15 protein-coding genes are annotated in these 13250 nt (G+C 74.8%); 9 read left to right on the forward strand and 6 right to left on the reverse strand.

Features of this window, described 5'->3' with window-relative positions; genetic code table 11:
* Nucleotides 1–31: 31 nt before the first annotated feature.
* The gene (locus tag IE241_RS06040; RefSeq protein WP_190020592.1) at nucleotides 32–961 is read right to left on the reverse strand and encodes a zinc-binding dehydrogenase; all 930 of its coding nucleotides are present in this window, start codon (nucleotides 959–961) and stop codon (nucleotides 32–34) included.
* 96 nt (nucleotides 962–1057) lie between these two features.
* Between IE241_RS06040 and IE241_RS06045 the strand changes: the two genes are divergently transcribed.
* Nucleotides 1058–1714: a TetR/AcrR family transcriptional regulator gene (locus IE241_RS06045; RefSeq protein ID WP_190020593.1), complete on the forward strand. Its 657-nt coding sequence runs from the start codon at nucleotides 1058–1060 to the stop codon at nucleotides 1712–1714.
* Between the two features lie 33 nt (nucleotides 1715–1747).
* Here the strand turns inward: IE241_RS06045 and IE241_RS06050 are convergent, their stop codons facing one another.
* The 3 genes from IE241_RS06050 to IE241_RS06060 form a co-directional block, all read right to left on the reverse strand.
* A complete protein-coding gene (locus tag IE241_RS06050; RefSeq protein WP_190020594.1) occupies nucleotides 1748–2713 on the reverse strand; it encodes a phosphotransferase in 966 nt (321 codons plus the stop codon).
* The gene (locus tag IE241_RS06055; protein ID WP_190020595.1) at nucleotides 2710–3411 is read right to left on the reverse strand and encodes a hypothetical protein; all 702 of its coding nucleotides are present in this window, start codon (nucleotides 3409–3411) and stop codon (nucleotides 2710–2712) included. Before IE241_RS06055 ends, IE241_RS06050 begins: the two co-directional genes overlap by 4 nt.
* 97 nt (nucleotides 3412–3508) lie before the next feature.
* Nucleotides 3509–4642 (reverse strand): Gfo/Idh/MocA family protein, encoded by a 1134-nt coding sequence (locus IE241_RS06060; RefSeq protein ID WP_190021049.1) that lies wholly within the window; start codon nucleotides 4640–4642, stop codon nucleotides 3509–3511.
* An 83-nt stretch (nucleotides 4643–4725) separates the two neighbouring features.
* On the opposite strand from IE241_RS06060, the gene IE241_RS06065 reads away from it, so the two are divergent.
* Nucleotides 4726–5907, forward strand: coding sequence for an ROK family protein (locus IE241_RS06065; RefSeq protein ID WP_190021050.1), 1182 nt, complete (start codon nucleotides 4726–4728; stop codon nucleotides 5905–5907).
* Here the strand turns inward: IE241_RS06065 and IE241_RS06070 are convergent.
* Together IE241_RS06070 and IE241_RS06075 are read right to left on the reverse strand one after the other, a co-directional pair.
* On the reverse strand, nucleotides 5855–6313 hold the full coding sequence (locus IE241_RS06070) for a hypothetical protein (RefSeq protein WP_190020596.1): 459 nt from the start codon (nucleotides 6311–6313) through the stop codon (nucleotides 5855–5857). The two genes, IE241_RS06065 and IE241_RS06070, sit on opposite strands and share 53 nt — an antisense overlap.
* A 2-nt stretch (nucleotides 6314–6315) precedes the next feature.
* On the reverse strand, nucleotides 6316–6522 hold the full coding sequence (locus IE241_RS06075; RefSeq protein WP_190020597.1) for a DUF5988 family protein: 207 nt from the start codon (nucleotides 6520–6522) through the stop codon (nucleotides 6316–6318).
* A gap of 211 nt (nucleotides 6523–6733) precedes the next feature.
* On the opposite strand from IE241_RS06075, the gene IE241_RS06080 reads away from it, so the two are divergent.
* The 7 genes from IE241_RS06080 to IE241_RS06110 all read left to right on the forward strand — a co-directional run bounded on the left by IE241_RS06080 (nucleotide 6734) and on the right by IE241_RS06110 (nucleotide 13249).
* A complete protein-coding gene (locus IE241_RS06080) occupies nucleotides 6734–7576 on the forward strand; it encodes a hypothetical protein (protein WP_190020598.1) in 843 nt (280 codons plus the stop codon).
* Nucleotides 7577–7675: 99 nt separating this feature from the next.
* Nucleotides 7676–8461 carry a GntR family transcriptional regulator gene (locus tag IE241_RS06085; RefSeq protein ID WP_229898849.1) on the forward strand — a complete coding sequence of 262 codons (786 nt, stop codon included), beginning with the start codon at nucleotides 7676–7678 and terminating at the stop codon, nucleotides 8459–8461.
* Between the two features lie 140 nt (nucleotides 8462–8601).
* Nucleotides 8602–9726, forward strand: a complete 1125-nt coding sequence (locus tag IE241_RS06090; protein WP_190020600.1) for a TIGR03364 family FAD-dependent oxidoreductase — start codon at nucleotides 8602–8604, stop codon at nucleotides 9724–9726.
* A 5-nt stretch (nucleotides 9727–9731) separates the two neighbouring features.
* Nucleotides 9732–10433 (forward strand): phosphonatase-like hydrolase, encoded by a 702-nt coding sequence (locus tag IE241_RS06095; protein WP_268254354.1) that lies wholly within the window; start codon nucleotides 9732–9734, stop codon nucleotides 10431–10433.
* Nucleotides 10430–11572 (forward strand): ABC transporter ATP-binding protein, encoded by a 1143-nt coding sequence (locus tag IE241_RS06100; protein WP_229898851.1) that lies wholly within the window; start codon nucleotides 10430–10432, stop codon nucleotides 11570–11572. Before IE241_RS06095 ends, IE241_RS06100 begins: the two co-directional genes overlap by 4 nt.
* A gap of 29 nt (nucleotides 11573–11601) precedes the next feature.
* Nucleotides 11602–12444, forward strand: coding sequence for a 2-aminoethylphosphonate ABC transporter permease subunit (locus IE241_RS06105; protein ID WP_190021053.1), 843 nt, complete (start codon nucleotides 11602–11604; stop codon nucleotides 12442–12444).
* Nucleotides 12428–13249, forward strand: a complete 822-nt coding sequence (locus tag IE241_RS06110) for an ABC transporter permease (RefSeq protein WP_190020601.1) — start codon at nucleotides 12428–12430, stop codon at nucleotides 13247–13249. Before IE241_RS06105 ends, IE241_RS06110 begins: the two co-directional genes overlap by 17 nt.
* Nucleotide 13250 lies beyond the last annotated feature (1 nt).

A 13250-nucleotide genomic window follows, 5' to 3' on the forward strand; every position in this document is an offset into this window, starting at 1 on the left:
GCGACATCACACGATGTGCAGGCCGGTGGGATCACGCGATGTCCAGGACCGCCTTGCCGTGGAGCCGGCGGTGGAGGAGGGCGTCGATGGCGTCGGCGGCCCCGTCCCAGTCGCCGCGCCAGGAGATCTGCGGGTCGAGTTCGCCGGCGGCGACGCGGTGGGCGAGCCAGGTCAGGTCGGGTGCGAGGCCCGTGCAGGCGGGCAGGAAGAACGTGACGATCGAGCGATCGTGCCGGCCCTGGTCGCCGAAGAGGGCGCCGAAGGGGAACGTCTCGCCCTGGTGCGCGGAGTGCCCGACCGCGACCAGGGTTCCTCCTTGGGAGAGCATCCCGTAAGCGTCGACGAGTTGCCGGCCGCCGACCAGGTCCACGACGCCGTCCACCGGCTCCCTGACTTCGAGCGGCCCGGCCACCACCTCGTGCGCGCCGTTCGCCCGCAGGCTGTCGCCATGCCTGTCCGGGTCTCCGGTGGACGCGATGACGTGCGCTCCACCGAGGCGGGCGAGCCGCACGGCATACCGGCCGGTGCCGCCCGTGGCGCCGGTGACCAGGATGCGCCTGCCCAGGAGCGGACCGGTGCGGTGCAGAGCGCGCAGGGCGGTGATTCCGGCGACGGGGACCGTGCTGAGGGCTCCGGGATCGGCTCCGGGCGGGGCCGTACCGATCCAGTCGGTGTCCACGGCGCGGAGTCCGGCCCAGGCGCCGTCGATGCCGAGCGTGACGACGGCTGTGCCGGCCGCCGGACCGGACCCGTCTGCGGCGGCTCGTTCCACCACCCCGGCCGCGTCCCAGCCGAGGACGGCGCCGTCGGGCGCTTCCTGCAGGCCGAACCGCACTTCGCCGTAGTTGAGGGAGGTCGCCGTCACCCGGATCAGCGCCTGATGCGGGGCCGGTTCGGGATCGGGCACGTGACCGAGCCGCAGTCCGGTGGGTGTTGAGCGGTCGACGAGCAGAGCACGCATGGCGTTGCACCCTTCGCTAAGGATCAAGGACCACAGTTATGCCACTGAGTGGCATAAGCGCGCAAGGGGCGCTTGCCTCTCGGCTACGATCGGGCCATGACCGCTGAGCTCCCGTCAACCGGCAGTGGCCGGCTCCCGCTGCGCGAGCGCAAGAAGCTGCGTACGCGACAGGCGCTGATCGACACTGCCCTGGAGCTGTTCACCACGCGCGGCTTCAGCGGGGTGACCCTCGACGAGCTCTGCGATGCGGTGGACGTCTCCAAGCGCACGTTCTTCCGCAATTTCGCCGGCAAGGAAGACGTGGCCATGGCGCCGACGCAGGACTTGTGGGTGGCCTTCCTCGACGAGCTGGAAATCCACGAGCCCGACGGCCGCCCGCTGGCGGAGATGCTTCAGCAGGTCCTGTTCGCCGCGCTGGAGCGCATGACCGGGGAAGGCTGGGTCCGCCGCGTCCTGCTCAGCCGGCGGCTGGCCGGGGAGACCCCGTCGATGGACGCGCACGGCCTGCACTTCTGCCACCGGACCAGCCGCACGGCGCTTGCGACCCTGCACCGCCGGTTCCACTTCGCCGCCCCCGACGACCTGCGACCCCAACTCGCCCTGGACCTGCTGGTCTCCGCCTTCCACTGCGCCCTCGACAGGTGGACGTCCCGCCCCGGCACTCCCACCCGCAGTGACCTGGCCGCCGACCTGCGCGAGGCTTTCGCCGCGCTCCCCGGCAGCCTCACGCTGACCGTCGACCTGCGGGCGTAGTAGGCGCGTCAGGGGCCATGCGCCCGGGGAATATCAGCCCAGGTTCTCCAGGCCCAGCGGAGCGCGGGCGCGCCACTGGTCGATGGCGGGTTCCAGCATCGGGGCCAGGTCCGGCTTGAGGGGCGCGAGGGCCAGTGCCCCGACGATCTGCAGGAACCGTGCGCCCTCCATGACGTCCAGCAGGGCACGGTCCACGCGCGTGCCGCTCACGCGCTCGTACTCCTCGATGCCCAGCGGGCCGACGAGGGTGAGGTCCCACTCGACGGGGCCGCGGGTGGCGTCCTCGAAGTCGCTGAAGAGGTGGCCGGTGGCGGTGCGCAGGAGGTTGTACGCGGGGGAGTCGCCGTGCAGGGTCTGCAGGCGCGCGCCGGGGAAGCGGGCGGGCAGGTCCTGGACGAGGGTCTCCAGGACCGCGTACTCCTGCCGGGCCCGGTCCAGTTCCCCGGGCGAGATGAGGGGGTGCGGGTTCTCGGCGAGCGCGGCGAGGGTCAGGCCCACCGCGGGCACGACGGGGGACAGGACGGGCAGGTCGTCGCCGGGGTGTTCGGCGAGCAGTGCGTGCAGCTCGGCCGTCCAGCCCGTCTGCTCGGTGAAGCGCTTCTGCAGGACCTCGGGGTCGGTGACGGCGGACAGCGGGTCCGTCTCGGCGACGAACTCCCAGAAGGTCAGCGACCGTCCGTCGAGCTCGACGGGCTCGCGCGGCACGAGAGGGCTCGGCGCCACGACGGGCGCACCCCGGTCCGCCAGCCAGCCCGCGACGGCGAGCTCGCGGCGCTGCTTGGCGGCCTGCTCCTCGACGGGCGCGACCGCCAGCGAGGGGACGCGGACGACGACGGGGTGCGGGGCGAGGTGGACCAGCACGTTGAACACGTTGTGCAGGACGCGCGGTTCGCCCGCCTCCAGCCCGAGGCTGCGACCGGCCCTGGTGGCCAGGTCGATGGCGTGCTCGGCGCGCTGGTCCGCCGTGAGGGCCGCAGGGGTGAGGTCAGAGCCGGTCATACGGGCGATCCTGCCCGGGGGAGTGCGGGGCTGTCGAAGCGATTTCCTTCAGCAGCCGGGCCGCCATCCGGGCCGGTGGCCGGGGCTCCGTCCGGACCGGCGGTGCGGACCCGGCTCAACGGGGCCAGCGCCAGGAGGAAGAGCGCGCCTCCGGCCGGCATCAGGTCGAGGCTCACGCCCATGACGACTATGCCGAGGACTATCGATGCCAAGGTCCGCACGGACACCGGGCCGTGACGGGAGATCAGCGAACTGACCAAGGCGAGCAGGCCCACGTAGAAGAGGAGCGGTCCCAGGGAGTAGACGGCGAGCTTGACCGCGGCGTGCGACTGGACCCGGCCGAAGAGCTCGGCCATCTCCGCGCCGTCCTCGGCCCGGAAGCCCACGACGAGGTCGATCGCCGCTTGCGCGAGGGACGCGGCGAGGCCGGCGAGGGCGAGTGCGGTTCCGGCGCCTGCTGTGCGGCGGCGCGCGACGGCACCCTCGGGGGCCAGGCGGCGCAGGCCGACGAGGACCGGCCCGAACAGGGCCAGGCCGAAGAGGAGGGCCAGATGGCCCGCCGTCCAGCCGGGGCCGGGCACGCCGCGCGGGGACAGCAGCCTGATGGTGCCGTAGACGACGATGAGGGCCGGCGCGCCGATGAGGGAGATGCGTGTCAGCGGGCCGAACCGGAGCCGTCCCCGCGGGTCGTAGGTCATGCTCCGATCCTGCTCCGCCGGGCCCCGCCGATCATCGGTGATCACCCCGAGGCCACCCCGAGGTCACCCTGAGGCGCCCTTGAGGGGCGCGCGGAACTCACCCGATCCGCACCGTGCGCCCCTCGTCCGCCGACACCCGTGCCGCCTCCAGCACCCGCAGCGCCGCCGCCGCCTCGCGCGCCGTCACCGGCGGCTCGCCGCCCGTGCGCAGGGCGGATTCGATCGCCGCGTAGTAGGCGGGGTAGTCGCCCGGCAGGGTGGGGACGGGGTCGCCGCCGCCCGTCTGCGGGGACTCGCCCGCGCCGAGGCGGCCCCAGAGGCTCTCGGGCTCGACGCCCCAGTCGCTGCGGCCGGAGCCGGGGCGCAGGCCTTCCCGGAGCGCCGCTTCCTGCGGGTCCAGGCCGTACTTCACGTAGCCCGCCGCGCTGCCGAGCACCCGGAAGCGCGGGCCCAGCTGGGCCGTGGTGGCGCTGACCCACAGGTGGGAGCGGACGCCGTTCGCGTGCGTCACGGCGATGAACGTGTCGTCGTCGGCCTCGGCGCCCGGGCGGCGGACGTCCACCTCGGCGTAGACGGACGCGGCCGGGCCGAAGAGGGCGAGGGCCTGGTCGACGACGTGGCTGCCCAGGTCGTAGAGGAGGCCGCCGATCTCCGCGGGGTCGCCGGACTCGCGCCAGCCGCCCTTCGGCTGCGGCCGCCAGCGCTCGAAGCGGGACTCGAAGCGCAGCACGTCGCCGAGGGCGCCGTCGGACAGGAGCCGCTGCACGGTGCGGAAGTCGTTGTCCCAGCGGCGGTTCTGGAAGGCGCTGAGCAGCAGGCCGCGCTCCTCCGCGAGATCCGCGAGGGCCTCCGCCTCGGCGGCGGTCGCGGCGAGCGGCTTGTCGACCACGACCGGCAGGCCGGCTTCGAGGGCGGTGCGGGCCAGCGGCACGTGGGTGCGGTTGGGAGAGGCGATGACGACGAGGTCGAGCCCGGCGGCGCGGTCGAAGAGCGCTCCGGCGTCGGCGACGGTCCGCACGCCGGGGTGCTCGGCGGCCGCCTGGCGCTGCCGGTCCGGGTTGCCGGTGACCACCGTGTCGAGGGCGAGGCCGTCCGTGGAGGCGATGAGCGGGGCGTGGAAGACGGAGCCCGCGAGGCCGTAGCCGATCAGGCCCACCCGGAGGTCCCCGTGCGGGGCTCCGCCGTCGCTGTTCTCGCCGTTCTTGCCGTTCTCGCTGCTCGTGCCGCTCATGTCGTTCGCGCCATTCATGCTCTCCACTTTGGCAACGCTGTTGCGAAACCGCAAGCGGCAGTGACAATGGACTGGTGAACCGCATGCTCTCCCCCGGCGCCAATCTCGCCGCCCTCCGCGACCACAACGCCGCCCTCGTCCTCGGCCTGCTGCGCGACGCGGGCCCGGAAGGCGCGAGCCGCGCCGAGCTGGCGGGGCGTACGGGCCTCACCCCGCAGGCGGTCAGCAAGATCACCGCGCGGCTGCGGGCCGCGGGCCTCGCCGCCGAGGCGGGCCGCCGGGCGTCCACGGGCGGCAAGCCGGCCACGGCCCTGCGCCTCGTCCCGGACGCCGCGCACGCCATCGGCGTACACCTGGAGCGCGATGCCCTGACGGTCACCCTCGTCGACCTGTCCGGGGCCGAGGCCGCGACCCGCACGTCCCCCCTCGACCTCGGGGCGGGTGCGGAGGCGGTCCTGGAGGCGGTCGCGGCGGAGGTCGCGCGCGTACGGGCCGAGGCCGGCGGCTCCCTCCTCGGCGTTCTCGGCGCGGGGGTCGCCCTCCCCGGCCCCCTCGACCACCGCAGCGGCGTCCTGCAGCGCGTCACCGGCTTCCCCCAGTGGGACGGGTTCCCGCTGCGGGACGCGCTCGCCGGGCGGCTCGGGCTGCCCGTCGTGGTCGACAAGGACACCAACGCCGCCGCCCTCGGCCTCGTGCTCCGCGGCTGCGTCGAGCCGTCCGGCTCCTTCGCCTACCTCCACCTCGGCACCGGCCTGGGCGCCGGCCTCGTGCTGGGCGGCGCGGTGCACCGGGGTGCGCGGACCGGCGCGGGGGAGTTCGGACACCAGGTGCTCCGGTTGGACGGGCCGCGATGCCGCTGCGGCAACCGCGGCTGCATCGAGGTGCTGTGCCTGGACGCGGTCGCCCGGGGCGACACCGCGGAGGCGGCCCGGCTGCTCGGCGTCGGCGCCGCGAACCTCGTACGGCTGCTGGACATCGACCTCGTCCTGCTCGGGGGCGGGGTGCTGCTGAACGCCTCCGGCGCCTACGCGGCCGGGGTACGGGACGTGCTCGGCGGTGCGCCGCCGGTGGCCGTCGCCCCCGCCGGCGAGCGCACCGTCGTGGAGGGAGCCGCGGAGCTCGTCCTGGCGTCGCTGTTCGGCCGGGGAGGGCGGGAGCGGGACGGGGCCTTGCAGCCCCTGGAGAAGGCCGGACTCATGTCCGCGCCCGGACTCACGGCCCCGTCCCCGTCCTCGTCTCCGTCCCCAGGAACTTCTCGACCCTGAGCGAGGAGACCCCGGCGGCCAGTGCCTCCTCCAGCTCCGACGCGTCGTCGCCCTCCTCGATGCGCGTGCTCGTGCCCGTCTGGCCGGGGCCGCTGTACAGGGTGACCACCCACCGCGGCCGCGGTCCCTTCCCCGGCCTGCCGCGCCGCTCCGGCACCAGCACGGACCGGACGGGACCGGCGTACTCGTACGTGCCGGGGAGGAACTCCTGCCACCGGCCCCGGAAGTGCGGCGCCGAGAAGAGCGCGGGGAGCTCCTTCCCGGGGTAGTGCCCGAGGAGGGGCTCCAGGAGATCCCCGACCAGGGGCAGGCCCGCCAGGCTCTTGAGGGGGTTCCTCCGGTACGTCTCGGCGTCGTCCCCGCTCCGCGGGCCCGGCGCCCCGCGGCCGCCTCGCTCCTTCCTCACCGCTACTCCGCCACCTCCGTGCGACCCACCCACTCGTAGACCGGCAGCCGGCCCTCGGCCGTGTCCCACTGCCGTGAAGTGGCCTTGAAATGTTCGTATCCGCCCCGGAAGGGGACCTTCACTTCCTCGCCCGGCGCGGCGGTCGGGACGATGTGCTCCGGGATGCCTTCCGGCCCGCCCTGGAGGACGCATTTGTCAGCAGTGGCCATGTCCCGATCCTGACCGCGCGGCACCCGGGCGGCACGGCCCGGCGCACCGGCTCCACTCGGATGACACGAAAATAGGCTCATCGGGCGGTATGTGACGGCTGGTCGGGGGTACGTGGCCGCGCCGGGCCGGGGGCGGCGGCCGGGCGGTGGGAGGTTCGGGGCAGCAACAGGACAACAGGACCCTACGAACCCCCACCGCAAAGGTCCCGCGATGCCCAAGCCCCGTGTGCTCGTCCTCGGCGCCACCGCGCTCGCGATCTTCTCGACGGCGGCACCCGCCCCCGCCTCCCCGGCGGACGAGGCTGCCGCCCGTCCCCACCGCGCCTCGCCCGGCAAGCCGGACTTCCCCATCGCCGCGCGGCTGAGCGGCGGCCCCGAGACGTACGAGCGCGGCGCCCCGCCCCGCACCTGGCGGCTGGAACTGCGCAACGACTCCGGCACCGAGTGCCGGGCCGTGCACCCCGTCGCCGTCCTCGCCGACAAGGGTCGCGCGCTCAGCCCCGGGGACATCCGCCTCGACTTCTACGACCCGGGGGCGGCGCGCTGGCGCCCCGTGCGGTTCGAGCGGACCGAAGAGGCCGAGAACGTCGGCGTCTTCGACGGCGGCAAGGACCCGGGCCGTGCCGACAAGAACCCCGGCCGCGCCCGCAGGGACTCCGTCCGCACCGTCCGCACCGACCGTGCGGACCGTGCCGACCGCGCCCCCGCGTTCCCCGGCTTCTCCGTCCCCGCGCACGGGAGCGTGCCCGTGCGCGTACGCCTGGGCTTCACCGAAGGCGCCCCCGAAGGTCCTGTGACGGCCAACGTCACCGCCGTGCAGCGGCGCGGCGACGACGGCGACTGGGTGGGGGAGTCCAACGACTACACGTTCGGCATCGGCAAGGCCCCCGCCCGTGCCACCCCCGGCAAGAAGCGGGGAGCCGACGACGGCGAACAGCCGATCCTCGCCGACACGGGCTCCCAGCGGCCCCTCCTCGCCATCGCCGCGGCGGCCGGCGCCCTGGTGCTCGCCGGGGCGTCCCTCGTGGTCGGCGCGCGCCGCTCGGGACGCTGAGGCCGGGCCGTCCAGGCTGGGCCGCCGAGGCCGGTTCGCTCTTCGCCGAGGCCGGTCCGGAGGCCCCCGCCGCGCGGCGGAGGTGCGAGGATGCGCGCCGTGAAGCACACGGACGACGAACCTCCCCGGCCCCTGCCCGGCGCCCCCGTCCGGGACGGCATCCCCGAGCACGGCCGGATCCCCAAGTACTACGCGGTCAAGACGCAGGTGGCCGCCCTGCTGGACACCCTCGGCGAAGGCGGCGCGCTGCCCACGGAACGCGACCTCGCCCTGCGCTTCGAGGTCTCGCGCGAGACCGTACGGCAGGCGCTGCGTGAACTCCTCCTGGAGGGCCGGCTGCGCCGCTCGGGGCGCGGCACCGTCGTCGCGGGCCCCAAGCTCGAACAGCCGCTGGCCCTCGCCAGCTACACGGAGGGCGTACGGCGCCAGGGGCGCAGGCCGGGACGCTCCCTGATCGGCCTCGACCGCTTCCCGTGCCCGGCCGCGCTCGCGCCCGACGTGGGCGTCGCGGAGGGGGAGCCGGTGTGGCACATGGAGCGGGTGCTGCTCGCGGACGACGAGCGGGTCGGCCTGGAGAGCACGTACGTGGCGGTCGCCCGGGTGCCGCGGCTGGATACGGACTTCGCCCCGGACTCCTCCTTCTACGGCTATCTGCGCGAGCGCCTCGGCATCGGCTTCGGCGATGCGGACGAGCGCCTGGAGACGGTCCTGGCGACCCCGCGCGAGGCACTCCTGATCGGCACGCCCCCGGCGCTGCCGATGCTGCTCATCCACCGCCTGTCCCGCGACACGGAGGGCAGACCGCTGGAGCGGGTGCGGTCGCTGTACCGGGGGGACCGGTTCTCGTTCACGACACATCTCCGCGGGGGCGGGCAGGGGAGCTGAACAACCGGCGGGGCGCCGGCTCCCGCACCCCACTCGCATAACGAAACAGTAACGGGTCTAGGCCAAGTTTGACGGCGCGTTCACCCCCGCGTCGCCGCCCGGACCGCAGCGGGTCACCGGCCCCGAGGACCGTTCCCGGCATGCGAGTCATAGTCGTCGGAGCCGGCGTGGTGGGAACCCTGCACGCCTGGCACGCAGTGCAGCGCGGCCACGAAGTGGTCCACATCGAGCGGGAGACCGAGGCCCGCGGGGCCTCCGTCCGTAACTTCGGCCTGGTCTGGGTCGGCGGCCGGGCCGGGGGCGAGGAGCTGGAGACGGCCCTGCGCGCCCGCGAGCTGTGGGAGGGGATCGCCGAGCACGTCCCCGGCCTCGGCTTCCGCCCCAACGGTTCGCTGACGGTCGTCACGGACGAGGCCGAACTGGCCGTCGCCCGCGCCGCGGCCGCCCGCCCCGACGCCGCCGCCCGCGGCTTCACCCTCCTCGGCCCCGCCGAGGCCCGCGCGCTCAACCCCGCCCTGCGCGGCGAGGGCATCCTCGGCGCCCTGTGGTGCGAGCGCGACGCCGCCGTCGAGCCGCGCACCGCCCAGCGCGCCCTCCGCGAAGCCCTGTCGGCCTCCGGCCGGTACACCTTCCTCGGCGGGCGGGAGATCCGCGAGGTCGTCGGCGAACGGGCCGTCCGCGACGACCACGGCGAGGTGCACACCGGCGACGCGGTCGTGCTGTGCACCGGCGCCTGGCTGGGCGGCCTGGTCCGCGAGCTGGCACCCGCCCTGCCCGTGCGCCGCGTCCGCCTGCAGATGATGCAGACCGCACCCCTCGGCGAGACCCTGCCCACCTCCGTCGCCGACGCCGACAGCTTCCGCTACTACCCGGCCTACGGGGGCGCCGCCCTCGACGCCCTGGCCGCAGCCCGCCCCCAGCCGCCGGTCGCCGCCGAGCACCGGATGCAGCTGCTCATGGTCCAGCGCGCAGACGGCGGGCTGACCATTGGTGACACCCACGAGTACGAGGCCCCGTTCGCCTTCGACGTACAGGAGGAGCCGTACGAGCACCTCGCGCGCGTCGCCGAGTCGCTCCTCGGCCGCCCCCTGCCGCCCGTCCGGCGCCGCTGGGCCGGGGTGTACGCGCAGTGCACCGACACCGCGCGCGTGGTGCACCGTGAGCGCGTCCGTGACGGCGTCTGGCTGGTGACCGGCCCCGGAGGGCGCGGGATGACCTGCTCGCCGGCCATCGCCGAGGCCACGGCGAACGAGCTGGGCTGGTGAGCGCGGTGACTTCCACGACCCGGCGCATCAGCCTCGTCGTCCTCGACATGGCCGGCACGACCGTCGCCGACGACGGCCTCGTGGAGCAGGCCTTCGCCGAGGCCGCGCAAGCGCTCGGCGTGGCGTCCGGCAGCGCGCGGCACGCGGAGCAGCTCGCCTACGTCCGCGCCACCATGGGCGAGTCCAAGATCTCCGTCTTCCGTCACCTCTTCGGGGACGAGGAGCGGGCTCAGGCCGCCAACGCGGAGTTCGAGGCGGCCTACGGGCGGCTGGTGGACGCGGGCCGCTGCGCGCCCGTCCCCGGCGCCCGCCGGGCCGTCGAGCGACTCCGCGCCGAGGGGCGGACCGTCGTCCTCACGACCGGCTTCGCCCGCGTCACCCAGGACGCCATCACCGCCGCCCTCGGCTGGCAGGACCTCGCCGACCTCACCCTCTGCCCGGCCGACGCGGGCGGCCGCGGGCGCCCGTACCCCGACATGGTGCTCGCCGCCCTCCTGCGGACCCGCGGCGCGGACGCCGTCACGGACGTCGCCGTCGCCGGCGACACCTCGTACGACATGCTGAGCGGGCGCCGCGCCGGAGCCGGCCTGGTGGCCGGCGTCCGCACCGGGGCGCACGACGAGGCGGCCCTGCGGGCGGCGGGGGCGCACCGCGTGCTGCCGTCCGTGGCGGAACTCCCGGACGCGATCGCCGAGTACGAGTCATGAACGTCCGAGCCGCGAACGTCCGGGCCATGAACGGCGGCATCCGCAACGGCGGCATCCGGTTCGACGGCGTCACCGTCGCCTACGACGCCACCGTCGTCCTCGACGACTTCGACCTCACCGTCGAGCCCGGCGAGGTCATGGCGCTCCTCGGCCCCTCCGGCTCGGGGAAGACCACCGCCCTGCGGGCCGTCGCAGGCTTCGTCCGCCCCCGCACGGGCCGGGTGCTGATCGGCGGGCAGGACGTCACGGCCCTGCCGCCGCACCGGCGCGGCATCGGCATGGTCGTGCAGCAGTACGCGCTCTTCCCCCACATGAGGGTCGAGGCCAACGTCGCCTTCGGGCTCAAGGCACGGAAGGTACCGCGCGGCGAGATCGCCGGGCGCGTCGCCGAGGCCCTGGAGATGACCGGCATGGACGGCTTCGCCGAGCGGTATCCGCGCGAGCTCTCCGGAGGCCAGCAGCAGCGCGTCGCCATCGCGCGGGCGCTCGCCGTACGGCCCGGGGTGCTGCTCCTCGACGAACCGCTGTCCGCACTGGACGCCCGGCTGCGCGCGGGGATGCTCACCGAACTCGCCCGCCTGCACCGGGAACTGCCCGGGCTCTCCATGCTCTACGTCACTCACGACCAGTCCGAGGCCCTCACCCTCGCCGACCGCATCGCGGTCATGGACCGCGCCCGGCTGCGCGACTGCGGCACGCCGCAGAGCCTGTACCGGGCGCCGGGGAGCGCGTTCACGGCGTCGTTCGTCGGCAGTGCGAACCTGCTCGCGGCGCGCTGGTGCGGGGAGGACGCGGTCGAGCTGGACGGCGGCGTACGGATCCGCGTACGGGGCTCCGGAGGCGGAGAGGGGGAGGCGACGCTGTGCATCCGCCCGCACCTGATCGGCCTGGGCGAGCCCCCCGGGCCCTCCGGCCCTCCATCACCGGACGTGCCGGACATGAACGTCCTGCACGGTGCCGTCACGGGCCTGCAGTGGCGGGGCGCCTCCCACCGGGTCACGGTGAGCCTGCCGCCCTCGGGCGCGGAACTCACCGCGGAGGTACGGGAGCTGAGCTCCCCGCCCGCCCTGGGGGAGAAGGTGTCCGTGCACTTCGCGGCCGCGGACGCCGTGGTGCTGCCGCCCGGAGGAACACCGTGACGCTGCGCGCCCGCGCGGGGCGTACAGGGATGATGCGGGCGGGGATGATCCTGCCGCCTGTCCTCCTCCTCGCCCTGCTCTTCCTCTACCCCCTCGCCCTCGTCGTGCGCGATTCCCTCTCGCCGGACGGCGCCGGCGGAGGCGCGCTCTCCACGCGCGCGTACAGCGACGTCTTCGGCGAGGCGTCCTTCCGGGACGCGCTCCTGAACACCATCGGGATCGCCGCCGGGGCCACCGCCGGGACCCTCGTCCTGGGGTTCGTGCTGGCGTTCGTCGTCGCGTTCGTGCCGTTCCCCGGCAGCAGGGCGCTGAGCCGGTTCATCGACGTCTTCCTCGCGTTCCCTTCCTTCCTCATCACGCTCGCCCTGCTCTTCGTCTACGGGACCGTGGGGATGGCCAACGGTCTCTGGACGGACGTCACCGGAGCGTCCTCCGGGCCGTTCGACTTCCTGCACACCCCGTGGGGCGTCCTGCTGGCGGAGGTCACCTACTTCACGCCCTTCGTGATGCGCCCCCTGCTGGCCGCGTTCGCGCAGACGGAGACCGCGCAGCTGGAGGCGGCGGCCTCGCTCGGCGCGCGGCCCGGCCGCATCGTGCGGCAGGTCGTCCTGCCCGAGGCGCTGCCCGCCCTGGCCGCGGGCGGCGGGCTCGTCCTGGTGCTGTGCCTGAACGAGTTCGGGATCGTGCTGTTCACCGGCGCGAAGGGCGTGACGACCCTGCCGACGCTCGTCTACGGCAAGGCGATCCTGGACGGCGACTACACGGGCGCCTGCGTCGTCGCGGTCGTCAACGTCGCCCTGTCGGCCGCCCTGTACGGCCTCTACCGCATGCTCCTCACCCGGACAGGAGCCCACCGTGCCCGCCCCGTATAGCCTCGTCCACGGCCGCGGCGCCCGCTGGGCGCTCAGGGCCCTCTTCCTCGTCCTCTTCCTGCCCCTCTTCGCGCTCCCTCTGCTGGTGATCGCGGCCGCGTCCTTCGCCACCGGCTGGAGCGGCGCCCTGCCCAACGGGGCGACGACCGCGCACTACGCGGACCTCGCGCGCGGCGACTCCGCGGACGCCCTGCTCGTCAGCCTCCTGACGGCGGCCGCCGCGAGCGGGCTCGCCCTGCTGACCGGCACCTGGGCGGCGCTGGCCGCGCAGGCCCTGCCGCGGAGGGTGCGCAGAGCGGTGAACGCCCTGTTCGTACTGCCCGTCGCCGTGCCGTCGGTCGTCGTCGGGCTGGCCTTCCTGGTCGCCTTCTCCGAGCCCCCGCTCCTGCTCAACGGCACCCGGGAGATCGTCGTCATCGCCCACACCGTCCTGGTGACGGCCTTCGCCCACCAGTCGGTGACCGCCGCCCTGGCCCGCCTCGACCCGGCCTACGAGCAGAGCGCCGCGAGCCTGGGGGCGAGCCCCGCCCGCGTCCTGTGGCAGGTGAAGCTGCCGCTCCTGCTGCCCTCCCTCACCGCGGCGGCAGGGCTGTGCTTCGCCCTGTCCATGGGCGAGTTGAGCGCCACGATGATGCTCTACCCGCCCGACTGGCTGCCCCTGCCCGTCCGGATCCACGCCGCCACCGACCGCGGCGCGCTCTTCACGGGCGCCGCCCTCGCCGTCGTCCTCATGGCGACGACGCTCGCCGTCCTGCTGGCCGTCTCCCGCATCCGCAGCAAAGCGTCCTACCGGCAGCCCTCCTGAA

It is taken from the genome of Streptomyces hiroshimensis (genome assembly GCF_014650335.1).
GTDB lineage: Bacteria > Actinomycetota > Actinomycetes > Streptomycetales > Streptomycetaceae > Streptomyces > Streptomyces hiroshimensis.